Raw genomic sequence first — 25950 nt, forward strand, 5'->3', positions numbered from 1 at the left:
GATGCACTCCTGCGAAGGGTTGAGCGGGCCGGTACGGGATCAGTTCCGGCCGGCCGTCGTGGTCAACCGGTCGGGTCCGGCGCCCGGTTCCTCGTCGACCGCCGAGACCCGGTCGGACTCCGGCGCCCGGTGGAACAGGCTCAGCACACCGCCGACGAGCAGGGTGATCAGCACGCCGATCGGCACCAGCCACTGGGCCGCGATCGCCTGGGACACCGTGGTCCCGCCCGTGGTGACGTCGATCTTCACCCCGCGCACGATGTACGTCATCACCCCGATGGTGACCAGGAAGGCCACGACGGAGTCGACCTCGTTGGCGCGTTTGACGAGCCGTCCCAGCAGGAAGGCGCCGAGCAGCGCGCCGTAGGTGTAGCCCGCGATGGTCAGACCGGTCAGGTACACATTGCCCGTGCTCGCGCTGAAGGCGCAGGCGAAGACGGCCATGAGCGTCGCCCACACCAGCGTCATCCAGCGGGCGAGCCTGAGCAGCGCCTCCTCGGACGGTGTACTGCGGAAGAAGCTGTGGATGATGTCGGCGACGGTCGAGTTCGACATGGAGTTCAGCGCCGAGGACAGCGATCCCATCGCGGCGCCCAGGATGCCGGCCACGAGCAGGCCCGAGACCACCACGGGCAGCCCGTGCAGGATGAACTCGGGGTAGAGGTTGTCCGAGCTGGACAGCCCCAGCTCCGCGAACGACCTGCCCTCGTTGTACGACCACAGCAGCGCGCCGACGAGGGAGAAGGCGGCGAACTGGACGGTGACGAAGACACCCGAGGCGATCATGGCCTTCTGGCCGTCGCGCAGCGTCCGCGTCGCCAGTACACGCTGGACGATCAGCTGGTCGGAGCCGTGCGAGGCCATGGCGAAGATGGCGCCGCCGATGATGGCCGTGGGCAGGGCGAACGGACTGGTGAGGATGTGGGCCAGGTCGAAGTCGGTGTCGAAGAGCGCGAACTTGCCGGCGTCCAGGGCACGCGCGTAGCCGTCACCGCCGACGTGGGCGGAGAGCACCGCCACGGCGAGGACCGCGCCGCCGAGGTAGAGGACCATCTGGATGGCGTCGGTCCAGATGACCGCCTTGATGCCGCCCAGGTACGTGTAGATCACGGTGATGAGCGTGATCACGACGATGATCACACGGTAGCTCGCGTGCACGCCGAACTCGTCGAGCAGCAGCTTGATCGGGATGGCGGAGGCGAACAGCCGCACGCCCTCGGCCAGGAGCCGGGTGAACACGAAGGTCACCGAGGCGAGCCCCTGCAGTTTCAGCCCGAACCGGTCGCCCAGGTACTGGTAGGCGCTGACGAAGCCGCCGCGCTTGTAGAGGGGGATCAGCACCGTGGCCACGACGACGCGTCCGACGACGTAGCCCAGGGCGAGTTCGACGTTGCCGAATCCCTGGCCGCTGTAGGCGCCGCCGGGGACGCTGATCACCGTCAGCACACTGGTCTCCGTGGCGACGACGGAGAAGGAGACCGTCCACCACGGCATGTGGCCTTCACCGACGAAGTAGTCCTTCGCCGACTTCTGCCGGCCTGCCTTCCGCAGGCCGATCCAGGCGATCCCGATCAGATAGACCACGATCACCACGAGGTCGAGCTGGCGCACGCTTGCTCCTAGACACTGGCCGGTGGGGTCGCCGGCGTGGGGAGAGGGGGGTTGGCGGCCGTCCGGCGGACGCGGACGACGAGGGAGGCATGAGGGGTCGTGCGGTCCAGCGCCAGCAGGCGGGCCCCGTCCAGGGGGTCGCCGAGCGCGGACGTGAGCCGCACGGGGAGTCCGGAACCGGCGAGGGCGGCGGTCAGCGGCGCCATCAGGGCCGGGCCGAGGCCGGCCAGCCCACCGGTGACGGCCGTGGGCAGCGGCCCGCGGCCCGTGGTGATCCGGCGGGCCGCCGCGAGCGCGGTCTCGGCCAGGTCGGCGGCGGCGTCCCGGACGATCGCCGCGGCCACGGCGTCCCCCGCGTCGGCGGCCCGGGCCACCTCGGGGGCGAACGTGGCGGCCGTACGGGCGGGATTGCCGCCCTGTCCGACCGTCACCGGCAGCCGTTCGAGGTCGCCGAAGAGGCCGACGGCGGCCTGCAGCAGCACGGTGTCCGGGCCTCGCCCGTCGTGGGCGCGCAGGGCCGCCCGCAGTCCGGCCGTGCCGATCCGGGCGCCGCTGCCGTCGTCGCCGAGCAGCGGGCCCCACCCGTCGACGCGTGCGTACGTCCCGTCGGCGCCGATACCGACCGCGACCGCACCGGTGCCGATCGCCAGCACCACCCCCGCCCGGCCGCCGAGCGCGCCGGCGTGGGCGGTGACCGCGTCGCTGGTGACAGCCGCCTCCGGGACGGGCAGGTCCTCCAGCAGGGCACCCACCAGGGACCGGGCCGCCGCGGGGGCCGAAGCCGCTCCGGCGGCGCCCACCAGGACGGACTCCGGCCCGGCACCGCCCGCCTCCCGAAGGAGCGGCTCGACGGCGGCACGCACGGCGGCACGCGCCGCGGTCACCCCGTCGGGCGCCGCCAGACCGGGAGCACCCGCCACGGAACTGACGGCCCGTGACGAGTCGGCGCTGTTCCACAGCATGGCGCGGCAACCGGTCTTCCCGAGATCTACCGCCACTACTGAAGTCATACGGCTTGCCCTTTGCCCGAGTGACCCGGCACGTCGAGAGCCACCAGGTCGTCGGTGACCGGTGCGGATCGCCGTCCGAGTATGGGAACGCCGCCCTCCGGATGTCAATAAGTAACGTCATGTTGTTCAGTGCGTAACTTTTTGACCCCCTCGGGTCACCCCATTACCCTGTGCTCACCACATCCAGGAGGGGCCATGGTCCGCCAGTCCTCGTCCCGCGTGCCGGAGCCGTCCGCCCAGGACGCAGCCCCGCTCGCCGGCATCCTCACGCGCGTCCGCGCCGCCCGGCCCTCCCTGGCCCCCTCGGAACGGCGGGTGGCCGACGCGGTCCTCGCCGACCCGGGACAGGTCGCGGAACTGTCCATCCATGCGCTGGCGAAGCGGGCGAGCACCTCGGCGGCCACCGTGATGCGGTTCTGCCGCACCATCGGCACGGGCAACTACCCCCAGTTGCGCCTGGCCCTGGCGGCCGCCGCCGCCCGGGAGCACGCCCTGGGCGGCGAGCGGGCGGCGCAGGGCGGCACCGACATCAGCCCGACGGACTCGCTGGACCGCATAGTCAACAAGATCATCTACAACGAGGTGCGGGCCCTGGAGGAATCGGGCGCCGCACTCGACGTCGACGCGCTGGGCCGGGCCGTGGACGCGGTGGCCAAGGCCCGCAGGGTCGACATCTTCGGCGTGGGCGCCAGCGCGTTCGTCGGCCAGGACCTGCACCAGAAGCTGCACCGCATAGGCCGGATGGCCTTCATCTGGAGCGACCGGCACGCGGCGCTCACCGCGACGGCCCTGCTGGCACCCGGCGACGTGGCCCTGGCCGTCTCCCACTCCGGGGAGACCGAGGACACCACCGAGCCCCTCCAGGCCGCGGCCGAGCGCGGAGCCACCACCATCGCCCTGACCAACGACCCGGGCTCCACACTGGCGACCGCTGCCGACCTGGTGCTGACGACCTGCGCGCGGGAAACACCGTTCCGCTCCGGCGCGACCGTCAGCCGCATCGCCCAACTGGCCGTCGTCGACTGCCTCTTCGTCGGTGTCGCCCAGCGCTCCTACGACGCGGCGACCACCGCCCTCGAAGAGACCTACGGAGCCGTCCAGCGCCGTCGGCGCCCCACGCGCCGCACCGGGTGACGGCACGTCACGACCGCACGGTCCCCACGCCTCCCGTTTCCGGATACCCGCCCTCGTGCAGGCCTGTCACCAGCTCTCGCGGCAGACCGTGGGTGTCATGGAGGTAGTGGAAGTCCTCCTCTCCCAGCGGGCCCCGGAAGCGGGGCCGGGCGAGCACGTTCCGGCCGCGTTCCAGGAGCCGCCGGAACCGGCGCTCCTCCTCCACCAGCAGCCGCCGCACGAGGCCGGGGAGGCCGGGGTCGCCGTCCTGCCGGAAGTGGTCCAGGGTGTGCGTGATCAACTCGTCCGGCAGGTCACCGAGCCCGCGCGAGGGATCCTCCAGCCACAGCACGGTGAGCAGCCGCCGCACCAGGCGCCGCAGCACGTATCCCTGGCCGGTGTTGGACGGGCGGACGCCGTCGCCGACGACCACGACGGCCGACCGGAGGTGGTCGCAGACCACCCGGAACGACGGTTCGTCCAGCGGCCACAGCGTGGGCAGCAGCCGTCGCCACGGCTCGAAGACGTCGCACTCGAACACCGACGACCTGCCCTGCAGAAGCATGGCGAGGCGCTCCAGGCCCATGCCGGTGTCGACGTTGCGCCGCCCGAGCGGCACGAGGCGGCCGTCGTCCAGCCGGCGGTGGCGCATCATCACGTGGTTCCACACCTCCACCCAGCGGTCGTCGCCCGTGGGCGTGGACCGGGGCGGGGTGTCACCGCTCCACAGGAAGATCTCCGAGTCGGGTCCGCACGGGCCCACCGGCCCGTTGGACCACCAGTTGTCGTCCACCGTCGGCTCCACGGGAACGCCGCGCTCCTGCCACAGCCGCAGCGACTCGGTGTCCGGCCCCACCTGCTCACCGCCCCCGTACACGGTGGCGTGCAACAGCCCCGGGTCGACCCCGAAACCCTCGGTGAGCAGCCGGTGGGCCCAGTCGAGGCTCCGCGAGCCCTCGTAGTCGCCCAGCGACCACGTGCCGAGCATCTCGAAGACCGTCAGATGGGTGCTGTCCCCGACCTCGTCCAGGTCCGTGGTGCGCAGACAGCGCTGTACGTTGACCAGCCGCCGGCCCAGCGGGTGGGGGCGGCCCTCCAGGTACGGGGTGAGCGGATGCATGCCGGCGCTGGTGAACAGCACCGGATCGCCCGGCTCGGGCAGCAGCGTCGAGCCGGTGATCCGGCGATGACCCTGATCCTCGTAGTACTCGACGAACGTGCGGATGACATGCTCGGTGTCCATGGGGTGAATCCTTCGCTCAGAGGCGGGAGACGCACCGGAGAACGGAACCGTGCGGTCCTCGCATCTGGGCGAAGGTGGCGGAGCGCCACGTGAACCACCGACGGGCCGTTTCCGGTCGCCGGTGGGAAAGGGGGAAGGTCAGACGGCGGCAACCGGCGAGCTGGTCGCTCGCGCGGTCGCGAAGATGATCCTGCCGATGACGTTCATGGCACGAAGATAACGCTCCGGGCGCGTGCGAGCACCCGGATATTCCCGCAACCGCGCCGCCCCGTCCGGGAGTCCCTACCTTGGTAGGGACAGCGCGGGCCGACGGATACGGGGGAGCACATGGCCGACTTCCATCCCTTCAGCAGACGAGAGCCTCTCACCCGGACGCTGCTCACCTCGCTGTGGGCGCTCATCCCCGTCCTGACCCTCGGACTCGGCACGCTGCCCCTGATGATCCACGCGACGGTGCGCACCAAGAGCCCGGCGCAGGCACTGGCCACCGTGCCCTACGGTGTGGCGGCCGCGCTGTTCGTCACCTTCGACCCGGACGTGTCCGCCACGTACGAGGTCGTGTTCGGCGCCGCCATGTTCTTCAACATCCTCGTCGGGACCGGTCACGCGTTCGCCATCCGGTCCCGGGTGTGGCAGCGCCCCGACGCGGAGCTGCTGTACCCGCTGCAGAGCCGGCAGCGGGCCCTGCTCGCCGCGCACCGCGACGAGCGGGCGGCGCGGGAGACCGCGCGGGACATCGCCGCCGTCGACCCGCGACAGGCGGTCGAACTGGGCATCGGCCGTGTCGACCTGGCCGACCGGGCGTTTCCCGACGGCGGTCTCGTCGACGTCAACAACGTGCCCGCCGGCGTCCTGGCCCGCCACCTGACCCTGTCCGACGAACAGGCCGCGGCTGCCGTGCGGATGCGGGCGGCGGTCGGTGGCTTCGCCTCCGTCGAGGACCTGTCCGTCACCATGGACCTGCCGCCGCGGCATCTGGACGCGGTCGCGGACCGGTTGCTCTTCCTGCCCCCGCAGGAAGGGGCGAGCCGAGACCGCCCGTCCACCCGGCCCGGGCAACGGACCACGCGGTCGAACCCGCCCTCGTAACCACCCCGGCGCACCTCCGAAATGGACGCACCGCACTTCCTGGGCGACTACCGGGACGTGGCGGAGCCCGCCCGGCTTGGCGGAACGGGAAGGTCTCCCGCCCACACGGCAGGGACGCGGTCCGACCACGGCTGTGCCTGTTCGAGCTGTCCGGCGAGGCGGAAGAGCAGCCCTTCGAGTCCGTAACCGGCGGCGAACTGCATGCCGATCGGAAGTCCCGTCCCGGTGTCGGTGGTCACCGGCACGGACATGGCCGGTGTGCCCGCCACGTTGAACGCCATGGTGAACGGGGAGTGGTCGTTGAGCCGTTCGATCCAGCCGAGGCCGTCGAGCGCCTCCGTGCCCTCGCCGTAGGCGCCCAGCGGCGGGGGCAGCTCCGGCAGGGTGGGGGTGAGCAGCAGGTCGTGGGTGCCGAAGTACCGCGCCAGGCCGCGGGCGACGCGATTGCGGATCGCGAGGGCGGTGACGAACTGGGGGCCGCTGACCCGTTGCCCGTAACGGTGGGCGGCCAGCGTCGCCGGTTCGAGGGACGAGGAGTCGAGGGGGCGGCCGAGGGCTGCCGACAGGTCGTCGACCGTGGCCGCGAGATTCGCGGTCGACAGACGGGCGTTGGCCAGCACGAACTCCTCCCAGTCGGCACCGAGGTCGACCGTGACCTCCTCCGTGCGGTGTCCGAGGGATTCGAGCAGCCGCACGGTGCGCTCCAGCGCCTCTGCCACCGGGCCGGCGGTGGGGCGCCCGCCCCAGGCCCGGGCGAGGACCCCGATCCGCAGCGAGCCCGGCGGGCGCGCGACTTCCTCCGCGTAGGGGCGGGACGGCTGCTCGGCGAAGTAGGGGTCGCCCGGCTCCGGGCCGCGTATCAGATCGAGCAGCGCCGCGCTGTCCCGTACGGTGCGGCTGACGCTGCCCTGGACGGCCAGCCCGTTGAATCCCTCGTCGAGCGCGGGGCCCATGGAGACCCGGCCACGGGTGGGCTTCAGCCCGAAGAGACCGTTGTACGCGGCGGGGATGCGCAGCGAGCCGGCCGCATCGGTCGCGTGGGCGAGGGGGACCGCTCCGGCCGCGACGGCCGCGGCCGCGCCGCCGCTGGATCCACCGGCCCCCCGCCGGAGGTCCCACGGATTGCGGGTCGGGCCGTACAGCACCGGTTCCGTGGTGATGCTGTAGGCCAGCTCCGGCGTCGCGGTACGCCCGAGGGTCACAAGGCCCGCGCGGCGGAAGCGTCGCATCAGGAAGGAGTCGGAGCGGGCGACGTGCCCGGCCGCGAGACGGCTGCCCATCTCCGTGCGCCGGCCCGCCATGGCGACCCCGAAGTCCTTGATCAACCGGACCCCGAACAGGTCGCGGCCCAGATCACCTTCGTCCTCGAAGGGGCGCAGGTCAGCACACAGAACGGAAGCGTCGACCGGGCGGGGGAGCGGTTGATGCGCATCGTCGAGGCGATCGTGGACCAGTAGCGGAACGGGATCGGGCCGGACCACACCGGTGCCGCGGGCTTCCGGGTGGTGGGCGCTACTCCGGCGGGCCCGTCGCCCAGGAGGGCAGCCAGGTGTCCTCGGGCAGCGGGGCCAGGTTCGCGAAGTGGGCGACGACCGCCCGGAGTCCCGGGTGTGGATTCTCCCGGGGGACCAGGAGCGAGAGCGGGTAGGCGAGCGTCGGACCCGCGATCGGGATGCGGCGCAGATCGTGGCCGGTCGGCCAGACGTACCGGTCGCGCGAGCCCACGAGGGTGGCCACGTCGTCGGAGTCGGCGAGGATGTCGAGGAGCACCTCGTTGCCGAAGTTCGGGCCCGCGGCGTCCACACGGAGGCCGAACCCGGTGATGAGCTGATCGTAGAAATCGGCCCATTCGCTGCCCGGCGCGATACCGGGCACCCAGATCCGGTGCCCGCGCAGCCGGGCCGGTGCCACGGTGCGTGCGGAGGCGAGCGGGTGTCTCGGGCCGACGACGAGTTCCAGCGGGGAGTGGAACGCGTGGATCATCCGCACCTCGGGCGGCAGCGCGGCCGGGTCGGTGACCGAGCGGAAGGAGGCGTCCACGTCGCCCGCCTGTACGGCGGCCACCGCCAGACGCGGGTCGTCGACCTTCAGCGTCACCACGTCGAGCGCGGTTCCGGGATGTGAGCGCCAGTAGTCGTGCAGGACGACGGCCTGCGCGGACCGCAGGCCCAGGACGTCGATCCGCAGCGCCCGCGAGCCGCGTCGGATGGCGGTGACGGCGCGGTCGACGTTCTCGACGAGGTTCCGGGCGTGCGGCAGGAAAGCCTGCCCGTCGAGCGTCAGCTCGACCCCTCGGGCGGTGCGGGTGAACAGCCGGACGTCCAGTGCGCGCTCCAGGGCCGCGATCCGTTTCGACACGGCCTGCTGCGTCACGCCCAGCTCGTCGGCAGCGTGCCGCAGCTGTCCCAGCTCGGCCGCGCGGACGAACGATCGCACCGCCTCGGTATCCATGGGGTGAGCATAGGGCTGCCCAACCGATGGTTGTGGCTCACGCGTGCGCTCCGTGCTGACCAGGGTGGGACGATCAGCGGTCCCGGCCGGTCCGGGCCGGGTCCTGCGCGCGCCTCACCTGCTGTTCCAGTCCTTCGAGGATGAGGGCCAGACCGGCCTCGAAGGCGGACTCGTGGTCCATCGGCGGCACGTCCAGGCCTACTGGTTCGTCCCGCGCATCGCGTCGGACAGCAACGTCCGGGACACCTACCACGCGCCCGGCGGCCGGATGATCATGCGCAGGAGCCACAACCCGACGGAGACCCAGGTCTACTTCGTGCTGCGGGAACGGTCCGCGCAGGCCTCGGCCGTCCACCGGGAACCGGTCGAACGCCAACGGCGTTTCTGGGCCGACCGGTTCCGCGACGCGGGATGGCAGACCGCGCGGTTCCTCGACGGCATGGAACGGACAAAGATCTTCTACTCCCAGGAGGTCGTTCAGGTGCGTACGGACACCTGGTCCAAGGGCCGCGTGGTCCTGGTCGGCGAGCTCAACCGGCACGGCCACGACCTGCCCACCGCCCTGGCCAACTACGACACCGTGCTGCGGCCCTTCGTGGACGAGATCCAGGCCGAGGTGAAACCGCGCCTCCTGCGCCTGGACATGCCCGGCAGCCGGCTGGCCGTCGACGCCCTCCACGCGGTCACGGCTCTCGCCTGCCGACTGCGCGTCCCCGATCTCGTCGCGCGTCACTCGAAGACCGACCGGGGCGGTGACTGGCGGCTCCCCGACATGCCGAAGGGCCGAAGCCTCGACGCCGCATGAGGTGCGCGCCGGGCGGTGCCGGGGCGCGCCCCTCGGTGCCATAACCTCGTCCGTGGGAACGGCGGTTGCCATGTGTGTCCACACCGAGGAGGCGGCGGTGCTCAAATGGGGCGGCTCGCGATTGCTCGTCTGCGCGCTGGCGCTGGCCTGCGTGGCACTGGTGGGGCCCAGCGCCCCCGGCGGTGCCCTGTCCGGCAGGTCGCTGCCCGTCGAAGCCGTCAAGGACGTCGTACCCGACCGGGTCATGACGTGGAACCTGTGCAACCCGTGCGACGCGAGCAACCTCGACCGGGCCGCGGAGATGGCCGCGCACGCGCCCCAGGTCATCGGCATGCAGGAAGCCTGCGCACGTGACGTCGACAGGATCCGGGACTACCTGGAGGCCTTCCACGGGCTGGTCTACCACGTCGCACACGGGTCGGTCCTGCAGAACTGGGGCCGCTGCGGGGGAGCGCCGTGGAATCCCGGGGGCTTCGGCCAGGCCATCCTGTCGGCGGCACCGATCACGGACGCGGTCAACGTCGAGTACCCCGACGGCGGATCCGAGGACCGCGGGTACCTCGCCGTCACCACCGAGGTCGGCGGCCGGCCCGTCCGGGTGTTCAACACGCACCTCGCCCAACGGCGTCAGGAGGAGTTCAGGACGGACCAGGTCCGCGTACTCGCCAAGGAAGTCGCCCGGCACGAACGCGCCATAGTCGTCGGCGACTTCAACGCCGTGCCGGAAGCCGGCGAACTCGACCCCATGTGGTCCCTGGCCACGGACACCGACCCGCAGTGCCACCCCGCGCCCGTCGGCACCTGCGAGCCGACCACGGACTGGCAGAGCAAGTTCGACTACGTCTTCCTGCGCGGCGTCGCCCCGCGCGAGCACCGCGTGGTCCGCACGGCGCACTCGGACCACGACATGCTCTACGCCGACGTGGACGTCACCTGAGGCCCCGTCACCGGATGCGGTGGCTCTCCCAGAAGGGGCCGAGGTCCGTCTCCGTCACGGCCTGTGCGGCGCGCTTGAAGTCCTCGGTGGTCGAGACGCCGTACCAGTGGTCGTGGGCGTAGCGCTTGAGGAGCCGCGCCATGGTGTCGGCGCCGAGGGTGCGTTCCAGGTCGGCCAGCGCGCAGGGCCCGGCCGTGTAGACGACGTGGTACTCGCCGCGGTGCCCGGACCAGTAGTCCATGGAGGCGGTCAGTTCGGTGCCGTCGTCGGGCCAGTAGACGTCCGACCAGCAGTCGCGGGTCTCCAGGCCGTAGAAGCGGAAGTTGGCGTACTGGGCGAAGCTCTCGTCCAGCCACGGCGAGGCGTACTCGTCGTTGCCGACGATGCCGTACCACCACTGGTGCGCCAGCTCGTGGACGACGGCGCTGCCCTCCTCGGTGGTGCCGAGGAGGACGAGGCCGGGATACTCCATACCGCCGCCGAACCCGCTGGTCATCACGAGATCGATCTCGCCGTAGGGGTAGTGGCCGAACTCGCGGCCGAACCGGTCGACGGCCGCGACGGCCTCGGCGCGGCTGAGGCGGACGCCCGCGGCGGCGGTGCCGGGCGCCCAGAAGGACTTCACACGCACACCCCCGGGCGTGGTCTGGGCCGCCGTGCGGAAGGGCCCCGCGGCCCACGCGAAGTCCCGCACGCGCTCCGCGAGGCTGAGGGTCACCGAACGCCCCGGGACTCCCGGGCGGGTCCTGGTGCGGCCCGTCGCGGGCACCGCCATGTCCGACGGGTGGTCGAGGCGGACCCGGAAGTCACCGGCGAGGGCGTAGAAGCTCTCGCCGACGGCCACGTACGGATCGAGGTGCCACCCCTCGGCGTCGTGCACGGCGAGCACCGGCAGTGCGTTGCCGAGGAAGCGGAAGGCGCCCTCGCGGCCGAAGCGGGCATTGCGGTCGGGCACCGTGATGGAGACGTCGAAGGCGACGGACGCCCGCTTCCCGTGCGCGAGGGGCTTCGGCAGGGCGATGCGCAGAGCCGTACAGTTCACCGTGAGCGGGTCCGCCGTGCCACCGCGCAGACCCGACACGACGACGGGGGAGGGCACGCCGGGCACACCGGGCCCGGCGGACGTGCCGCATCCGTCCTCGCCGTTGCCCCACAGGCGCAGGTACACCGCACGCAGTGGCCGGGCGGACGCGTTCCGGAAGGACACCCGCTGCCGCCCCGTCCAGTGGCCGCCGTCGGCGTCGGAGCGCAGGTCCACGTCGTAGCGGGCGCGATCGGGTGTCGCCGCGGACCCGGCTGCCCCGGCTGCCGCGCCGGCCTCGCCCGCCGGCGCGCCCACCGCCAGGAGCAGCACGAGCAGCACCACGAACAGACGGCGACCGGTCCGGTGCGACCACGGGGTGGGCAGGGACGTGCCAAGCGGCGACATGACAGCGCATGCTGCCACAACTCCCCGCCGGCTGCCCCGACTTCGCCGAATCCTCAGCCCCGCCGGGCGCCGTACGCGAGACCGGCTCCGATGGCCATGGCGGTGAACGCGATCGTGTCGTCGGCCCGGCGTTCGGGGGCCCCGTCGTAGGCGGACGGCGTGCCGGTGGACTCGCGCACCCGCAGGGCCTCCAGGACGATCGGGTGCCAGCGCGCGTCGAAGGCGGTCAGGGCGTAGCGGCCCGCGCCGCTCTTGGAGGTGAGGGAACCGGTCGCGAGCAGGTGATGCAGGCGGCTGACGCCGAGCACGCACCACTCCACGGCGTCCGGCTGGGCAGCCTCCGCCGGACTCCCGGCCAACTCCCGGTGCACGTGCGACCAGTAGCTCGACAGGTTGTCGTGGCTGAAGGCGCGCAGCGCGGCGTCGTCGACGTACACCTCGGACTCGGTGAGCGCCGGGCCGCGGACCGTCACGCCGTGCCGGGCCAGTTCGTGCCAGGTGACGGGGTTGATGCCGAACCGCCCGGCCTCCTCGTAGGCCCCCATCCGGGTGCAGGGCAGGTCGGGGCAGCGCTCCGGTGGTCCGGCCAGGTCCTCGCGCACCGCGTGGAAACCGTCGAAGAAGGGGCGGGGCTGCTCCCGGCGCACGGTCTCGTGTGCCGCGGCCAGCGCCGCCAGCGCGGCCCGGCCCGGGCGCTCGGCCAGCACGCTCACGAAGTCGACGTCACTGCGTTCGGGGAAGAACTCGCCGAAACCGAGTGAGCCGCACAGGTACAGCCCCTGGACCAGTCCCGGCGCGGACGCGTCGATCGCGGACAGGAACGCGGACGTGGTCCGGTGGACTTCCGGCGGCAGCGACATGCCGGCCAACGTAACCAGGGGCTCGCGCAACGCATAATCGGTTGCCGTCGGCGCCGGTGGTGGATGCAATGACCGTCATGGTCACCCAAGAGCCTCTGCCGGGGCGGGACGAGACGAACGGGCACGTCCGGATCGGCGCTCTCGCGCCGCTGACCCGGCCGGGCTGGGACGAGGCGGGCCGGCACCTGCTCGCCGGAATGGAACTGGCCGTACGCGAAGTCAACGACGCCGGCGGCATCCTGGGCAGACCGCTGGAACTGGTGGTGCGGGACACCGCGGCCGATCCCGACCGGGCCGCGGCGGCCGTGGAGGAACTGGCCGGGCTCGGCGTGGCCGCGCTGGCGGGGGAGTACCACAGCGTCGTCGCTCGTGCCGCTGCCGCGAGGGCCGACGCCCTGGGCGTGCCGTTCCTGTGCGCGTCGGCCGTGCTCGACGCACTCACCGAACAGCCGACGCCGTGGGTCGCGCGCCTCGCCCCGGCGCAGTCCCACGGCTGGCGGATCTACGGGGACTTCCTCCTCGCGGAGGGCCACCGCCGCATGGCCGTGGCCGCCGACCCGAGCAGCGTCTACTGGGCGTGCGGCACCCGCATCCTGCGGGACCACCTCGCGCCGCACGGCGGCACCGTCGTCGAACTCGACGCGCGCGAGTCGACCGCCGCGTCGGTGTGCGACACGCTCGTCGACCGGCAGGCGACCGCTCTCCTCCTGCTGGTCGGTCACCCCGAGCCGGCGGTGCCGATCGTCCGGTCCGTGCGCCGCGACCCGCGCCTGGCCGGGATCATGATCGGTGCCCCGGCCGGGCAGCCGGAGTTCACCGGATGGGCGACGTCGCTGGGCGCGGACGGCGCCGCGGTTCCCTTCCTGCGCTACCTGCCCGAGCACCTGGGCCCGCTGGGCGCACGGGTCGCGACGGCGCTGCGCGAGCGGCTGGCCGAAGCGCCCTCCTTCGTCGCCTTCGAGGGCTACGACACGGTGGCGGTCCTCGCCGACGTGCTGCGTTCGCACGGCCCGGACCGGGCGTGGACCGCCGAGTCCTGGGCGAGCGTCCCGGTCGAGGGAACCCGGGGGCGGATCCGGTTCTCCCGGACGCCGGGCATCGGCGTGTGGCAATGGGCCTGGGCACCGGTCCAGGTCGTCGACCGGGATCCGGCGGAACCCGGCCGCCTGCGGGTCCTGCACACCGGCTGACGTGCGCAGCCTCCTCGGGGCGCGGCGCCCGGTCAGCCGTACATCGCCACGCGGTGGAAGGCGGCGAGCGCGTCGTCGAGGGGGTGGGGCTGCGGCCTGCCCGAGGAGTCGAGGGCGTTCCACCTCTGGAGGTTCACCGCGACGGCCATGCGACGCCTGCCGTCGGCGCTGATCACGGCCAGGGTCCCGGCACCCCAGGCGGTGCCGCCGTGCCCCCAGAAGGTGACCTGGCCGGGCGCTTCCAGCGGGTGCAGGCCGAGGCCGTACGGGATCGTCCGCCCCTCCTGGGAGACGACCGGCACGGTACGCCGCATCTCCGCCAGCGAGGACGGGCCGACGATCTCGCCGGCCAGCAGCATCCCGAAGAAGCGGTTGAGGTCCGAGACGGTCGATGTCAGTGACGCCGACGGCCCCACCCACGACATGTCGTAGACGCTGTAGTCGCGCGGCGGGTCGATCATGCCGAACCAGGACTCGTAGAGGCGCGAGTGCGGCTCGCCCAGGTACGGACCGGTGGGCAGCTCGGTGTCCCGGAGCCCGGCGCGCTCGATGACGTTCCGGGTGATGCACCGCTCGGCGCTGGTGCCGGTCACCTTTTCCAGGAGCTTGCCCAGGATCAGGTAGTTGGTGTTGGAGTACCGGCCCGGAGTGCCGCCCGGGGGGCCGGCGGCGGGTGCGGCGACGCCGAGTGCGATGAGTTCGTCGGGGTCGAACCGGGTGAACCGGTGCTCGTCCAGGCTCTGCGGTCCGGTGTCCGCGAGGGCGGGGAACGCCTTGAGGGACGAGTAGGCGTGGGGCAGGTACTCGGCGAGACCGCTGGTGTGGTTCAGCAGCATGCGGACCGTGACGGCCTCGCCGCGTCCGTCGGGAAGGAGCCCGGGAAGGTACCGGCCGATCGGTGCGTCGAGACCGATCCGCCCCCGCTCGACCTGCTGAAGGACCGCGGCGGCGGTGAAGGTCTTCGTGATGCTGCCGACCCGGTGGCGCATGCCGGCGGTGACCGGGCGGCCGGTGGCGGCATCGGCTGCCCCGGCGGCGCCCCGCCAGACCTGGTCGCCGTCCCGCACCTCGGCGAACAGGCCCGGCATCCCGGCACGGTGGACGTTCTTGACGGCTGCGTCCAGTACCTCGGGATCCAGTGAGTCACTCACGGCAGGTGTCCTTTCCCCGGCTCTTCGAAGCTCTCCGAGCTCTCCGACGGCTCTTCGACATGCTCTTGTACCCATTATGCACGCGGTGCGTGCAACATGGGGGCAATATCGAGTGCATGGGTGCAGAGGCGGAGCGAAGGAGAATCCGGTGCGCCCCGCCGCAGTGCATGCCCGCCGCCGCCCCGGGTAGGACGTTCCGGTACAAGGGCGTAACGCAAGGGCCCGAGGAGCGAGGAGTGTCGGACGTGATTCGAAAGCTGCAGGCGGTCGCGCTGGACTGCGCAGATCCCGTACGGCTCGCGTCGTTCTACGCGGAGCTGCTCGGCGGACGGGTGGTCGCGGATCCGGACGACTCCGACTGGCACGAGGTGCACGGCTTCGAGGGGACCCCGCTGGCCTTCCAGCGGGTGGACGGCTACCGCGCGCCCCAATGGCCCGGCCAGGACCACCCCCAGCAGCTCCATCTGGACTTCGACGTCGACGACCTCGAAGGCGAGGAGAAGCGGGCACTCGCACTCGGCGCGACCGTCCTGGAGCGGACCGACCAGCTCCGTCCGGGCGCCAACTGGCGGGTCTACGCGGACCCGGCCGGCCATCCGTTCTGCCTCTGCCTCCACTGACCGCACCGGGCACCGGGCGTCCTGCCGCGACGAGCTTCCGCGGAGGTGACGCCCGTTCAGTCCGCCGCGGCCGCCGCGGCCAGGATCCGGGCCAGCTCGGCAGGCTTGGTGATCATGGGCCAGTGGCCCGAGTCGATGTCCGCGAAGTCGACGTGCTTGGCCCGGGCGAGTTCGGGTACGTCTCCCGCGCTGATCCACTGCCGCGCCTGCGCGGGCGTGAACTCCGGGCACACGACCACGACCGGCACGTCGTACCGGCGCTCGTCGGACAGCCGCACCACGCCCCGGGCCACGGCCTCGGGCACCGGGATCGCGGCCGCCGCCAGCTCACGCCGCGCCGCCGCGTCGAGGTCGGCGGCATCGGGCCCCTGGAAGGGCTCCCAGCCCGGAAAGGGCATCGCGCCGTCCCTGACCTCGAAGAAGTCCGCATACGGCTGACCGTCGGGGGTCGGGATGCCGCCGATGAGCGCGACCTTGGCCAGCCGCTCCGGACGCCGGTCGGCCGCCAGCCAGGCCAGTGCACAGGCCGCGGAATGCCCCACCACCATGGGCCTGCCGGGCGCCGCGTCCACCGCGGCCAGCACCGCGTCCACCTGATCGTCGAGCGTGGCGGCCGCCGCGCCGTCTCCCTGTCCCGGGAGCGTGAGCGGCACCGGACGGTGGCCGAGCGACTCCAGCGTGGACGCGACGCGCCCCCACACGGATCCGTTCAGCCACAGGCCGCCGATGAGCACGATGTCCATGATCGGTTCCCTTCGTCTGCGTGACCTCACCGTAGGAGGAGATCCGGACGTTCCACTGCCGGTTTCCTCACCGTGCCCCACTCCTGGCGTCCGCCGCACGGACTAGCCTGCTCCCGTGCCCCACGACCCCGGTCCCACCGCGCGAGCGCTGCGCGCCCTGGAGATCCTCCGGACCCGCCCCACCACGACGGCCGACGAACTCGCCGTGCGGCTGGGTGTGACGGAGCGGGCGGCGCGCCGGTACGTCGGGATCCTCAAAGAGGCGGGCATCCCCGTGGAGTCGGCCCGGGGACCGCACGGCGGATACCGGCTGGGACGCGGGACGAGACTGCCGCCCGTGCACTTCACCCAGGCCGAGGCACTCGGCCTCGTCATGGCGGCACTCGGCGGGCGACCTGCCGTGGCCGGCGCCGACGACCTCGTCGGTACCGCCCTGGGCAAGGTCGTCAAGGCGCTGCCGGAGAGCGTCGGCCGGCAGGCGGCACTGCTGCGGGAGTACGCGGCCGCCGCCCCCGACCCGTACGCGGCCCACCCGGATCCGGCCGTCACCAGCGCCCTCGTCGACGTCGTCGCGCACCGGCGCCGCGTGCTGCTCGCCTACCGCAGCGAGGCCGGCAACGCATGGGAGGAGGAGGCGGACCCCTGGTCCCTCGTCGTCCGTCACGGGCGCTGGTACCTGCTGTGCCACTCCCACCGCGCGGACGCCGTCCGCACCTACCGCGTCGACCGGATCGGTGAGGTCCGGAGCACCGGCCACGGATTCCACGCACCGGTGGACTTCGACCCGGTGGCGGTGCTGGAGGAGAACCTGGGCACCGGATGGCAGTTCGACACCCGCGTGGTCTTCGACGCCCCGCCGGCCGAGGTCGCCCCCTGGATCCGCCCGCCCATGGGACGGCTCGAACCCCTGGGAGACGGCTGCGTCCTGGTCGGCAGCACCCGCAACCCGGACATGTACGCGCAGGAATGGCTCGCGAGGGTGCCGCTCGCCTTCCGCATCGAGGGCGGAGCGGAACTGCGAGCCGCTGCCGCCGCCCTCGCGCAGCGTTTCACCGCAGCGGTGACGGACCAACGGCCCGGCTCCGGGGCGCCAACGGGATGAAGCCCGACGGGGCGGAGGCGGTGTCCGCTCGCCGGGCGGCATGCGGCCGAACCGCCGGTTTCACGCGGTTGCCGGCCCGGCCACCCGTCACGGCCGGGCGCCCCGCAGGTGCCGTCGGGCGGCCAGCTCCTCCTCGCCCACCACGGTCAGCACCGGGCTGCCCGGCGCCGCGAACATGGTCACGACCAGCTGCGACCGCGCGTCCGAGAGGTTGTTGGCGCCCTGGTAGTGAATCACGTCGCCTCCGGGCTCGAACACGGCGTCACCGGCCTTGAGCACCCGGGGCGCCTCCCCCTCCAGCTCGAAGAGGATCTCGCCCTCGGTCACGTAGCCGAAGAGCGGTCCCGGGTGCCGGTGCGGCGGCGCGCCCGGGTCTCCGGGAGCCAGCGTGACCCGGACGGTCCTGGCCTCGGCACCGGCCGGAATCCCGGCCGTCGCCTCCGGCAGGCTCGCGACGATCTCGACGCCCGGGGGCAAGTGGTTGTTCCGGGAGTCCATGGGATCCTCCTGAAGGGAACGGTTCACGGCTGTGACAGGACAGCCGCCTCGTTGGTGACACTGCCGCGCGTGCGGCCCGTCCCTATTCGACGAAGTACGAGTCGTGCTTGTCGAAGAACGCGGCACGTTCCTCCTCCGAGGAGTGCGCCAACTGCGACACCTGCTCGAAGTACTCCTCGCGCGGCGCACCGGGAGTGAACAGCAGGAGCATGTCCGCCGGGGCGTCGGAGTCGTTGCGGAAGGCGTGCAGGCCGCCCTGCGGCACGTGCAGGAAGTCGCCCTTGCGCGCGTCGACCCACCGCACGCCGTCGAAGACGCGCACCGTGCCGTCCAGGATGTAGAACGACTCCGAGATCCGCTTGTGGAAGTGGGTCTTGGGCCCGCCGGCCCGGGGAGCCATCTCCACCCGGTACAGCCCGAACTCGCCCCGGGTGGTCCCGGTGGTCGCCAGGTAGTGGGTGGCGTTCTTGCCGCTGCCGCTCTCCCCGAGGTTCGGCGGTGTGGTCGCCGGCCGGAAGACGGCACTGACCTCACCGTCCTCACCCCAGTACTTCTGTTCCGGATACGGGTAGGACATGGCGGTTCCTTTCCTGGGGCGGGCACACGGTGACGTGCCGGCACGGATCTCGGTGAACGGTCCTCCGTACCGTCAGACCGACTGGCGCCCGCGGGTGTGACAATGGTGCCGGGCCGGCGCGATCATGACTTGAATGGACACTCGTTTCGCTGGCATACCCGAGGTGGTCGAGACTCCGTCGGTGGCGGTCGTCGTCGACGTCATGCGTGCGTTCACCGTGGCCGCCTGGGCCTTCGCCCAAGGGGCGGAAAAGATCGTTCTCGCCGAGTCGCTGGACGAAGCCCTGGCTCTCAAGGAGCGCGACCCGGACCGGGTGGCGCTCAAGGACGGCCCGCTCACCCCCGGTTTCGACCTGGTCAACTCGCCGGGCCTGCTGCGCACCGCCGACCTCGCGGGACGGACCGTCGTGCAGAAGACCACGGCGGGGACCGTCGGCGCCCTCGCGGTCAAGGACGCGTCGCTGGTGCTGTGCGCCGGCTTCGTGGTCGCGGAGGCGACGGCCCGGGTGCTGCGGACACGCGCCCCCGAGCACGTCACGTTCGTGGTCACCGGCGAGGACGGCCGGGCCGACGAGGACCTCGCGTGCGCCCAGTACATCGCGCGCAGGGCCACCGGGGGCGGTGCGGACGCCGCCGGGTTCCTTCGCCGTGCCGCCGCCTCGCGCGCCGCCACCGAGCTGGCACAGGGCGTGCGTCGAGGCGTCCATCCCGACGACGCCGCCCTCTGCCTCGAACTCGACCGGTTTCCCTTCGCCATGGTCGCGGCTGTGGAGGACTCGCTCATGGTCCTGCGTCCGTGCGCCGCGCCGCGGCCGTGAGGCTCAGGAGGAGCGGATCGCGGAGATGTCGAACTGCAGGCGCACCTTCTCGCTCACCATGCTGCCGCCCGCCTCGAGCCGCTGGTTGTAGACCAGGCCCCAGTCCCTGCGGTCGATGGTGGTGGTCCCGTCGAAACCCGCCCGCTCGTAGCCGAACGGATCCACGACCGAACCGAGGTAGTCCAGTTGGAGCTCGACGGGGTGGGTCGTCGCCCGGATGGTGAGGTCCCCCGTCATGCGGAAGCTCTCCGCGGACTCCTGGGTGGTGGAGGTGGAGCGGAAGGTCATCTCGGGGTGGCGCCGCGCGTCGAAGAAGTCCTTGCCGACGAGGTGGGCGTCCCGTTGTTCCACGCCGGTGTCGACGCTGGCCACGCGGATGACGAGGTCCGCCCGGGACTCGGCGGGGCGGGCTCCGTCGAAGTGGAGCGTGCTGTCGTAGTCGGTGAACGCCCCGCGGACCGTGGTGACCATGGCGTGCCGCACGGAGAATCCGATCCGGCTGTGCGGGCGGTCGATGGTCCATCGCCCGGACAGTGCGCGAAGGGCCGGGTCGAGCGTGGCCACCGCTGTCGCGGACCGCGCGGCGAACCGGTCCGGCCCGGCGGCCGACGGCTGCTCGACGGTGGTGGTCTGGCGACGGCTGAAGATACCCATGAGTCGGCCCTTTCGAATTCGATCACTTCGTGTTACCACGAAGCCGATCAATGGCCCACGGCAAGATGGGTGACCTCGTCCGGGTTCCATGACCCCGACCGCAAAGCTGCACGGGTTGGACACGGGGCCCCTCGCTCGTGCACACGGCAGGACCTAGCGGAACCGTCCCAGCGCCTCCCTCAGTCGCCGGGTGTCCCGCAGCCGTTGCTCGTAGGTGGCGCCGAGGACCAGCAGCACGAGACCGGCGAGGGCGGGAGGGACCCAGCGGGGGAGCGCCCCGACGACCTGGGCGAGGTACGGGGCCAGTTCGTGCAGCGCCACCAGCGCGAGCACACCCGCGCCGATGAGCAGTGGCGCCTGGAGCCGGTGCCGGGCGCCCGCCAGCGTCACCGCGAGCGCGGCGACGCCGAGCGCCAGAGGCCGGAGCCAGTGCTGGTCGTCCCAGGCGGCGAGCAGACTCGGCACCAGGGTGAGGGCCAGCCCGGAGCCGTACGCCGTCCACGACGACACCCCGGCAGCACGGCGCCGACGCAGCAGTCCGACGACCAGCGCCGGTCCGGTCACCGGCAGGGTGTAGGCCTCCGGAGTGGCGACGTCCCACGCCGCCAGGCGCACCCAGGTGGCCAGCAGGAACAGCCCGGCCGCCGCCCAACCGGCCGCCCGCCGCTCCGGACGCAGCGCGGTGGCTGCCGCGACGGCACCGCAGAGGGAGAGCACCAGGGCCAGCATCGGCGGCTCCGGCACGGCGAGCGCGAGCGCGAGCAGCGCCGCGGACGCGCCCGCCACCTCGACCGGCACGGTGCCGCGCGACCCACCCGTACGCGACGCGATCAGGGCGGCGACGCCGGGAACGACGAGGACCAGCAGCGCCGTGTGGTGCGGTTGCCGGCCCGCGGACGCGCCGATCGCGCAGGCCAGAGCCGTGGCGTGACAGAGGGCGGCGGGCGCGGTGAAGGGAGCGGCCCCCGGGCTGCGGCCGGCGGCACCGAACAGCACCGTCAGCGTCACGAGTACGGCGATCGTCGCGGGCTCGGAGGCCAGCGCGACGAGGGCGAGAGCGACCGAGGTGACGAGCGCCAGCAGCAGAGCCGTCAGGGCCGGCGGCGACAGCCGCTTGTCGGAGCGGCCGGTCCGCACCGCGAAGCCCAGGGCCGCCGTGACCACGGCCGCGTGCGCCACCAGACCGGCCGCATAAGGCAGTCGGAGCACCACCGGGAGTACGAAGACGGCCGCCCAGCCGAGGACGAGCGCCACCACCGTGGCCGCCGGGCGCCGAGCCGCGCGGCGCCCGGCCACCATCAGCACCGCGGCCACCACGGCGAGGACCAGCGGTACGGTGCCCCCGTACGGCGGCCGGGGCAGGCCCGTGAACACGGCGTCCCGGAAAGCCTGCGGCGTGCCGCTCCAGGGCCGCGCCCCCCGGACCGCCGGACCGAGCACGCACCCGATTACCAGGGGGAGTGTCCACAGCACCACGAAGCCCTGAACCGCCACCGAAGCGCGCACCAGTCCCTGACGCGAAGGCCGGTGAAGGCGCGACCGCTCCGCCGCCAGCAGGACGATCGCGCACGCCAGGCACCCCGGCACCGTCCACCCATCGGGCACCGTCACCCGCAGCACCCCACCGGCCCCGGCGACCACACACAGACCCGCCGCGAACGCGGCGCCCATGGAGATCTCCGGACGGGGAACGAAGCGGCCGGCCACCAGGGCGAGCGCCGCCGCCACGACCAGGAGCGCCGCCGCCCGTGCGGCCGGGCCCGGGTCGGACGCGCTCCAGCAGAGCCACCCGGCCGACAGCACACCGGCGGCGCCCGTGCCCAGTGCGCCGGTGACGGCGACGACCCGCACCGGCAGCAGTGCGGCGCGCAGCGCGACGGCGGTGCCGCCGGCGGCGGTCGCCAGCGACACGGCGGTGAGCGGGTACGGACCCGCGCCGGCGGCGACCGCCCACAGGAGCAGGGGCAGGTGGGCGGTCGCCACCGCGAGCGGGAGGGGATGCCGGAGCCCGAGGCGCACGCCGTACACGGCCCACAGCGCCGCCAGGACGGCGGACGCGGCGGCCGTGTACCCGACACCCTCCGTCGCGGTGAACGCCACTTCGTGGAGCGCGTAGGCGTCGAGGACGGTCAGGGCGGTCCCGAGAGCGGCCACCGCCTCGGCCGTCGACCTCAGCCCGCGCCGCAGCAGTGCCACCGGCACACCGAGCGCCCCCACGGTCAGCGCACCGAGCACCAGAGCGCGTCCCGCGATGCCCAGGTGACCCCAGCTGACGAGGGTGAACGCGATCGCCGCGATCGTCAGCAGTACGCCACCGAGCACCAGCAGTACGTTCTGCACGCCGGGCGCGGTGGCCTCCGGCCGGCGTGCGCCGCCGCCGGTGTCGGCGGGCGGTCCCCCCGGTGAGGTCCCGGGACCGAGGGCGGGCTGCCGGGCGGCGGTCGCCTGAAGCGTGTGGACCAGCCACGCACGGCGCCGCAGCAGGACGGTGCGGCGCAGGTCGAGTTGCCGCAGCTCGGCGTCCAGGAACCGCAGTTCCTCGGCCGGGGGCGGAAGGTTCGTCATGCCTCGGAGTGTGGTCCTCGCCACGTGCCGGGACATGAGCGCGCATACTCAGCTCGTACTCAGGGTCAGAACTCGATCCGGAGAACCGCCCAGACGACGTTGCCCCCGGTGCGGCCGGACCGGGCCGTCCCCCACGAGTCGGCGAGCTGCTGCACGATCAGCAGCCCCCGGCCGCTCTCGTCCTGCGTGCCGGAGCGGCACCCGGCCGGAGTGGCCGAGGTGCGACCGTCGTCGTGCATCTCGATCCGCAGCTGCTCGTGCGAGGTCAGCGACAGGCCGCACAGCATGCGGTCGCTGCCCGAGTGGATCACGGCGTTGGTCGCCAGTTCCGAGACGAGCAGCACCGCGTCGGTGCACACGTCGCCGGGAAGCCGCCAGGTGCGAAGCTGCCGGCGGACCGTGTCGCGCGCCGTCCGCACGCTGACCCGGAGTGAGGGCAGCTCGAACCAGTGTTCCAGGTCGGGGCGCGCCGGTGGTAACAGTCCGGGTGAAGGGCTCGTGTGGGGGGTCACGGTGATCGCCTTCCAGTGAGGACGGGCGCGATGCTCACGACCGCAACTATGCTCGCCGTCGAGTTCAGCCTGCAACCGGATCCCTGATAATTTCAGAAAGACCCGTTCAGTCTGGTGTCGTCACCAAGTCGCTGTCACAATGGCGCCGGTGACAGCCCATCAGGAGGTAGGGGCGTGAGTGAAGCTCGGACCGGCGCGGGCACCAGCGCCCCGACGGTGCTGCGCATGATCCTTGGCCGTCGGCTCCACGACATGCGGCAGGGCGCGGGTGCCTCACTGGCCGACGCCGCCAGGGCACTTCGGGTGACACCCCTGACGATCCGCCGCCTGGAGAAGGCCGAAGTCGCCCTCAAACCCCTCTATGTCGAGAAACTCCTGCAGACCTACGGCAGGGGGCAGCAGGAGACGGACGAGTTCGTCGCCCTCGCCGAGCAGGCCAACAAACCGGGCTGGTGGCACGCCTACCGCGACGTGCTGCCCAACTGGTTCACCGCGTACGTCAGTCTGGAGACCGGCGCCGGCACGCTGCGCACCTACGAACCCCACTACGTCACGGGGCTGCTCCAGACCCCCGCCTACGCCCGCGGCGTCCTGGGCGGCGGTTTTCCGAACGGCTCCGACGAGGAGTTGGAACGCCGCGTCGGCCTGCGGCTGCGCCGGCAGAGCCTGCTGGAGCGCGAGAACGCGCCCACCCTCTGGGTGGTCATGGAGGAAGCGGTCCTGCACCGGGTCGTCGGCGGTCCGGAAGTGATGCGCGAGCAGATCGACCGGCTCCTGGAGGTTTCCGAGCTGGAGCACGTCAGCATCGACATTCTGCCCTTCGCCGTCGGCGCCCACGTCGGGGCCTGCGCACCCTTCACCTACTTCCGGTTCGAGGAGCCGGAGCTGCCCGACGTCGTCTACAGCGAGATCCTCTCCGCGTCGATGTACCTGGACGAACGGGCCGACGTCGTCGCGCACCTGGAGGCGCACAACAGGATGTCGCTGCTGACCTCGACCCGAGCCAGCACGGCACTCCTGAACCGCATGCGCAAGGAGTACTCATGAGCACCACCGACGTCCCCGTCTACAACGGGATGCCCGCCCGCGACCTCGGCGAAAGCGGCTGGGAACGCCCGTGGAGCGGCCCCAACGGCGGCCAGTGCGTGGAGACCAAGCAACTCGCCGACGGACGGATCGCCGTGCGTCAGTCGACGGACCCGGCCGGCCCCGCACTCATCTACACGCGCGAGGAGATCGGCGCGTTCGTCCGAGGAGTCAAGCAGGGCATGGCCGACCACCTGACGGCCGGCCGCAGGAAGGGAACAGCATGAGCAACACCCAGGCCGCGCGGGGCCTCGACACCAGCAGGCCGCACTCGGCCCGCATGTACGACTTCTACCTCGGCGGCAAGGACCACTTCCCGGTCGACAAGCAGGCGGCCGAAGCGGTCGCCGAGGCCTACCCGGGCATCTTCACCTGTGCCCGGGAGAACCGCGCCTTCATGCACCGTGCCACGCGGGTACTGGCCCAGGAGCACGGCATCCGGCAGTGGCTCGACATCGGCACGGGCATCCCCACCGAGCCGAACGTGCACCAGGTGGCGCAGTCCGTCGTGCCCGAGGCCCGCGTGGTCTACGCGGACAACGACCCGCTCGTCCTGAAGTACGCCGAGCGCCTCATGCGCAGCACCCCGCAGGGCCGCACCACCTACATCGAGGCCGACGTCAACGACCCCGAAGCCCTGCTGAACGCACCCGAGCTGGCCGGCATACTCGACCTGTCCCAGCCGGTCGCCCTGTCGCTGAACGCGCTGATGCACTTCATCACCGACGCCCGCGACCCGTACGGCATCGTCGGCCGGCTGATGGCGGCGCTCCCGGCGGGCAGCGCGCTCGCGCTGAGCCACTGCACGCCCGACTTCGACCCGCCCACCTGGCAGAAGGTCACCGACATCTACACCGGCGCGGGCACGCCGGTGCAGTTCCGCCCGCAGAAGGACGTCGCCCGCTTCTTCGACGGGCTCGACCTCCTCACCCCCGGCGTCACCGTCGGTCACCGCTGGCGACCGGACCGGCCCGCCGGCCCCGACACCCCCACCGACGCCCGGGTCAGCCTGTGGGCCGGGGTCGGCATCAAGCCGTAGCGCACTTGCCGGACCCCTCCGACGGGGCGCAGTGTGGAGGGGTGAGCGGTCAGGAGGGCCCCACGCTCATCTCCTCGGTGCAGCGAGCCTTTCGCCTGATGGAGGCCGTGGGCGCGCACGAGAGCGGCGTACCGGCCAAGCAGCTGGCGCGCGAGACGGGTCTGGCCCTGGGCACCACGTACCACCTGCTGCGCACCATGGTCCACGACGGCTACGTGCGCAAACTCGAGGACGGCACGTTCGTCCTGGGCGAGAGGCTCGGCGCGCTGCACGCGGGAAGTCATGACCAGACGGCGCTCAGCAGGGTCCGTCCCACGCTCACCGAGCTGCGGGACGACCTGTCGGCCGCGGCGTACCTGACCCTCTACGAGGACGGCGAGATCCGGGTCGCGGAGATCGTGGACGGCCCGAAAGCGCCCCGTGTGGATCTCTGGGTCGGTTTCGAGGACGCGGGACACGCCACGGCGCTCGGCAAGAGCGTGCTGCGCGAGCTGGACGCGGACGCCCGCGCCGACTACCTCTCCCGCCACACGATGAACGATCTCACCCCGCGCACCATCACCTACCGTGCCGAGCTGCTCCGGAGCCTCGACGCCTCCCCGCGGGGCCCGGCCGTGACCGACCTGGAGGAGTACCGTCTGGGCACCGCCTGTGTCGCGGTCCCCGTCCGCCGGGGCGACACCATCGGATCGCTCGGCATCTCCGTGGACATCAACCGCACGGCCCGCCTCGACGACGCCGTCGCGACGCTGCTCGCCACCGCGGAACGGGTGTCCCGGGGGCTCTCGCTCACCATCTGAAAACCGGCCTCTTGTGGCATCACTGCTTCACGGCGTTTCCTGGATGAG

Annotated in this window: 25 protein-coding genes and 2 pseudogenes; 13 read left to right on the plus strand and 14 right to left on the minus strand. The window is 72.4% G+C overall.

Features of this window, described 5'->3' with window-relative positions:
* Window positions 1–39: 39 nt before the first annotated feature.
* Both C4J65_RS33930 and C4J65_RS33935 read right to left on the minus strand, forming a co-directional pair.
* Window positions 40–1611 (minus strand): sodium:solute symporter, encoded by a 1572-nt coding sequence (locus C4J65_RS33930; protein ID WP_115745893.1) that lies wholly within the window; start codon window positions 1609–1611, stop codon window positions 40–42.
* Window positions 1612–1619: 8 nt separating this feature from the next.
* Window positions 1620–2609: a BadF/BadG/BcrA/BcrD ATPase family protein gene (locus C4J65_RS33935; RefSeq protein WP_240330577.1), complete on the minus strand. Its 990-nt coding sequence runs from the start codon at window positions 2607–2609 to the stop codon at window positions 1620–1622.
* A gap of 207 nt (window positions 2610–2816) precedes the next feature.
* Between C4J65_RS33935 and C4J65_RS33945 the strand changes: the two genes are divergently transcribed.
* Complete coding sequence (locus tag C4J65_RS33945) at window positions 2817–3755, plus strand: MurR/RpiR family transcriptional regulator (RefSeq protein ID WP_115745896.1); 939 nt, start codon at window positions 2817–2819, stop codon at window positions 3753–3755.
* 7 nt (window positions 3756–3762) lie between these two features.
* On the opposite strand, the gene C4J65_RS33950 is transcribed toward C4J65_RS33945, so the two are convergent.
* Window positions 3763–4977, minus strand: coding sequence for an alanine--tRNA ligase-related protein (locus tag C4J65_RS33950; RefSeq protein ID WP_115745897.1), 1215 nt, complete (start codon window positions 4975–4977; stop codon window positions 3763–3765).
* 327 nt (window positions 4978–5304) lie between these two features.
* Between C4J65_RS33950 and C4J65_RS33955 the strand changes: the two genes are divergently transcribed.
* Complete coding sequence (locus C4J65_RS33955) at window positions 5305–6066, plus strand: hypothetical protein (RefSeq protein ID WP_115745898.1); 762 nt, start codon at window positions 5305–5307, stop codon at window positions 6064–6066.
* Window positions 6067–6113: 47 nt separating this feature from the next.
* Here C4J65_RS33955 and C4J65_RS33960 read toward each other — a convergent pair.
* Window positions 6114–7406 (minus strand): annotated as a pseudogene (locus C4J65_RS33960) (amidase); the annotation flags it as partial.
* Here C4J65_RS33960 and C4J65_RS33965 point away from each other — a divergent pair.
* Window positions 7392–7523: pseudogene (locus C4J65_RS33965) on the plus strand (TetR family transcriptional regulator); the annotation flags it as partial. The pseudogenes C4J65_RS33960 and C4J65_RS33965 sit on opposite strands and share 15 nt — an antisense overlap.
* A gap of 55 nt (window positions 7524–7578) precedes the next feature.
* Here C4J65_RS33965 and C4J65_RS33970 read toward each other — a convergent pair.
* On the minus strand, window positions 7579–8517 hold the full coding sequence (locus C4J65_RS33970; RefSeq protein WP_115745899.1) for a LysR family transcriptional regulator: 939 nt from the start codon (window positions 8515–8517) through the stop codon (window positions 7579–7581).
* 64 nt (window positions 8518–8581) lie between these two features.
* On the opposite strand from C4J65_RS33970, the gene C4J65_RS33975 reads away from it, so the two are divergent.
* Window positions 8582–9322, plus strand: a complete 741-nt coding sequence (locus C4J65_RS33975; RefSeq protein WP_240330578.1) for a hypothetical protein — start codon at window positions 8582–8584, stop codon at window positions 9320–9322.
* A gap of 70 nt (window positions 9323–9392) precedes the next feature.
* On the plus strand, window positions 9393–10259 hold the full coding sequence (locus tag C4J65_RS33980; protein ID WP_162833484.1) for an endonuclease/exonuclease/phosphatase family protein: 867 nt from the start codon (window positions 9393–9395) through the stop codon (window positions 10257–10259).
* A 7-nt stretch (window positions 10260–10266) separates the two neighbouring features.
* Here C4J65_RS33980 and C4J65_RS33985 read toward each other — a convergent pair whose 3' ends face one another.
* Window positions 10267–11688, minus strand: coding sequence for a M1 family metallopeptidase (locus C4J65_RS33985; protein ID WP_115745901.1), 1422 nt, complete (start codon window positions 11686–11688; stop codon window positions 10267–10269).
* A 53-nt stretch (window positions 11689–11741) separates the two neighbouring features.
* Window positions 11742–12548, minus strand: coding sequence for a DUF4111 domain-containing protein (locus C4J65_RS33990; protein WP_115745902.1), 807 nt, complete (start codon window positions 12546–12548; stop codon window positions 11742–11744).
* 68 nt (window positions 12549–12616) lie between these two features.
* Here C4J65_RS33990 and C4J65_RS33995 point away from each other — a divergent pair, with 68 nt between their 5' ends.
* Entirely contained in the window at window positions 12617–13738 is a 1122-nt protein-coding gene (locus C4J65_RS33995) for an ABC transporter substrate-binding protein (protein WP_115745903.1), read from the plus strand.
* A gap of 32 nt (window positions 13739–13770) precedes the next feature.
* Here the strand turns inward: C4J65_RS33995 and C4J65_RS34000 are convergent, their stop codons facing one another.
* Window positions 13771–14889, minus strand: coding sequence for a serine hydrolase domain-containing protein (locus C4J65_RS34000; RefSeq protein ID WP_115745904.1), 1119 nt, complete (start codon window positions 14887–14889; stop codon window positions 13771–13773).
* Window positions 14890–15134: 245 nt separating this feature from the next.
* Between C4J65_RS34000 and C4J65_RS34005 the strand changes: the two genes are divergently transcribed.
* Entirely contained in the window at window positions 15135–15509 is a 375-nt protein-coding gene (locus tag C4J65_RS34005) for a VOC family protein (protein WP_162833485.1), read from the plus strand.
* 56 nt (window positions 15510–15565) lie between these two features.
* Here C4J65_RS34005 and C4J65_RS34010 read toward each other — a convergent pair whose 3' ends face one another.
* Window positions 15566–16252 carry an alpha/beta fold hydrolase gene (locus C4J65_RS34010; protein WP_115745906.1) on the minus strand — a complete coding sequence of 229 codons (687 nt, stop codon included), beginning with the start codon at window positions 16250–16252 and terminating at the stop codon, window positions 15566–15568.
* Between the two features lie 115 nt (window positions 16253–16367).
* Between C4J65_RS34010 and C4J65_RS34015 the strand changes: the two genes are divergently transcribed.
* Window positions 16368–17354 (plus strand): WYL domain-containing protein, encoded by a 987-nt coding sequence (locus tag C4J65_RS34015; protein ID WP_115745907.1) that lies wholly within the window; start codon window positions 16368–16370, stop codon window positions 17352–17354.
* Window positions 17355–17441: 87 nt separating this feature from the next.
* On the opposite strand, the gene C4J65_RS34020 is transcribed toward C4J65_RS34015, so the two are convergent.
* Together C4J65_RS34020 and C4J65_RS34025 are read right to left on the minus strand one after the other, a co-directional pair.
* The gene (locus C4J65_RS34020) at window positions 17442–17852 is read right to left on the minus strand and encodes a cupin domain-containing protein (protein ID WP_115745908.1); all 411 of its coding nucleotides are present in this window, start codon (window positions 17850–17852) and stop codon (window positions 17442–17444) included.
* Window positions 17853–17934: 82 nt separating this feature from the next.
* A complete protein-coding gene (locus C4J65_RS34025; RefSeq protein ID WP_115745909.1) occupies window positions 17935–18429 on the minus strand; it encodes a cupin domain-containing protein in 495 nt (164 codons plus the stop codon).
* Window positions 18430–18562: 133 nt separating this feature from the next.
* On the opposite strand from C4J65_RS34025, the gene C4J65_RS34030 reads away from it, so the two are divergent.
* Window positions 18563–19246, plus strand: coding sequence for a 2-phosphosulfolactate phosphatase (locus C4J65_RS34030; RefSeq protein WP_115745910.1), 684 nt, complete (start codon window positions 18563–18565; stop codon window positions 19244–19246).
* A 3-nt stretch (window positions 19247–19249) separates the two neighbouring features.
* Here C4J65_RS34030 and C4J65_RS34035 read toward each other — a convergent pair whose 3' ends face one another.
* The 3 genes from C4J65_RS34035 to C4J65_RS34045 all read right to left on the minus strand — a co-directional run bounded on the left by C4J65_RS34035 (window position 19250) and on the right by C4J65_RS34045 (window position 23052).
* On the minus strand, window positions 19250–19900 hold the full coding sequence (locus tag C4J65_RS34035; RefSeq protein WP_115745911.1) for a YceI family protein: 651 nt from the start codon (window positions 19898–19900) through the stop codon (window positions 19250–19252).
* 153 nt (window positions 19901–20053) lie between these two features.
* Window positions 20054–22465, minus strand: a complete 2412-nt coding sequence (locus C4J65_RS34040) for a hypothetical protein (RefSeq protein ID WP_115745912.1) — start codon at window positions 22463–22465, stop codon at window positions 20054–20056.
* A 65-nt stretch (window positions 22466–22530) separates the two neighbouring features.
* The gene (locus tag C4J65_RS34045) at window positions 22531–23052 is read right to left on the minus strand and encodes an ATP-binding protein (RefSeq protein WP_115745913.1); all 522 of its coding nucleotides are present in this window, start codon (window positions 23050–23052) and stop codon (window positions 22531–22533) included.
* Between the two features lie 99 nt (window positions 23053–23151).
* Between C4J65_RS34045 and C4J65_RS34050 the strand changes: the two genes are divergently transcribed.
* From C4J65_RS34050 to C4J65_RS34065, 4 genes are read left to right on the plus strand one after another with little or no spacing between them, the layout of a single operon-like run.
* Window positions 23152–24024: a helix-turn-helix transcriptional regulator gene (locus C4J65_RS34050; protein ID WP_115745914.1), complete on the plus strand. Its 873-nt coding sequence runs from the start codon at window positions 23152–23154 to the stop codon at window positions 24022–24024.
* Window positions 24021–24290 carry a DUF397 domain-containing protein gene (locus tag C4J65_RS34055; RefSeq protein WP_115745915.1) on the plus strand — a complete coding sequence of 90 codons (270 nt, stop codon included), beginning with the start codon at window positions 24021–24023 and terminating at the stop codon, window positions 24288–24290. The genes C4J65_RS34050 and C4J65_RS34055 overlap by 4 nt, the downstream gene beginning before the upstream one ends.
* Complete coding sequence (locus C4J65_RS34060) at window positions 24287–25102, plus strand: SAM-dependent methyltransferase (RefSeq protein ID WP_115745916.1); 816 nt, start codon at window positions 24287–24289, stop codon at window positions 25100–25102. Before C4J65_RS34055 ends, C4J65_RS34060 begins: the two co-directional genes overlap by 4 nt.
* Window positions 25103–25143: 41 nt before the next feature.
* Entirely contained in the window at window positions 25144–25902 is a 759-nt protein-coding gene (locus tag C4J65_RS34065; RefSeq protein ID WP_162833486.1) for an IclR family transcriptional regulator C-terminal domain-containing protein, read from the plus strand.
* Window positions 25903–25950: the final 48 nt, after the last annotated feature.

The organism is Streptomyces sp. CB09001 (assembly GCF_003369795.1).
In the GTDB taxonomy this organism is placed as follows: Bacteria; Actinomycetota; Actinomycetes; order Streptomycetales; family Streptomycetaceae; genus Streptomyces.

Coding starts and splice junctions, on each gene's coding strand:
- C4J65_RS33945 (WP_115745896.1), top strand. CDS start 2,817: ATGGTCCGCCAGTCCTCGTCCCGCGTGCCGGAGCCGTCCGCCCAGGAC.
- C4J65_RS33950 (WP_115745897.1), bottom strand. CDS start 4,977: ATGGACACCGAGCATGTCATCCGCACGTTCGTCGAGTACTACGAGGAT.
- C4J65_RS33955 (WP_115745898.1), top strand. CDS start 5,305: ATGGCCGACTTCCATCCCTTCAGCAGACGAGAGCCTCTCACCCGGACG.
- C4J65_RS33970 (WP_115745899.1), bottom strand. CDS start 8,517: ATGGATACCGAGGCGGTGCGATCGTTCGTCCGCGCGGCCGAGCTGGGA.
- C4J65_RS33980 (WP_162833484.1), top strand. CDS start 9,393: ATGTGTGTCCACACCGAGGAGGCGGCGGTGCTCAAATGGGGCGGCTCG.
- C4J65_RS33985 (WP_115745901.1), bottom strand. CDS start 11,688: ATGTCGCCGCTTGGCACGTCCCTGCCCACCCCGTGGTCGCACCGGACC.
- C4J65_RS33990 (WP_115745902.1), bottom strand. CDS start 12,548: ATGTCGCTGCCGCCGGAAGTCCACCGGACCACGTCCGCGTTCCTGTCC.
- C4J65_RS33995 (WP_115745903.1), top strand. CDS start 12,617: ATGACCGTCATGGTCACCCAAGAGCCTCTGCCGGGGCGGGACGAGACG.
- C4J65_RS34010 (WP_115745906.1), bottom strand. CDS start 16,252: ATGGACATCGTGCTCATCGGCGGCCTGTGGCTGAACGGATCCGTGTGG.
- C4J65_RS34020 (WP_115745908.1), bottom strand. CDS start 17,852: ATGGACTCCCGGAACAACCACTTGCCCCCGGGCGTCGAGATCGTCGCG.
- C4J65_RS34025 (WP_115745909.1), bottom strand. CDS start 18,429: ATGTCCTACCCGTATCCGGAACAGAAGTACTGGGGTGAGGACGGTGAG.
- C4J65_RS34030 (WP_115745910.1), top strand. CDS start 18,563: ATGGACACTCGTTTCGCTGGCATACCCGAGGTGGTCGAGACTCCGTCG.
- C4J65_RS34035 (WP_115745911.1), bottom strand. CDS start 19,900: ATGGGTATCTTCAGCCGTCGCCAGACCACCACCGTCGAGCAGCCGTCG.
- C4J65_RS34040 (WP_115745912.1), bottom strand. CDS start 22,465: ATGACGAACCTTCCGCCCCCGGCCGAGGAACTGCGGTTCCTGGACGCC.
- C4J65_RS34055 (WP_115745915.1), top strand. CDS start 24,021: ATGAGCACCACCGACGTCCCCGTCTACAACGGGATGCCCGCCCGCGAC.
- C4J65_RS34060 (WP_115745916.1), top strand. CDS start 24,287: ATGAGCAACACCCAGGCCGCGCGGGGCCTCGACACCAGCAGGCCGCAC.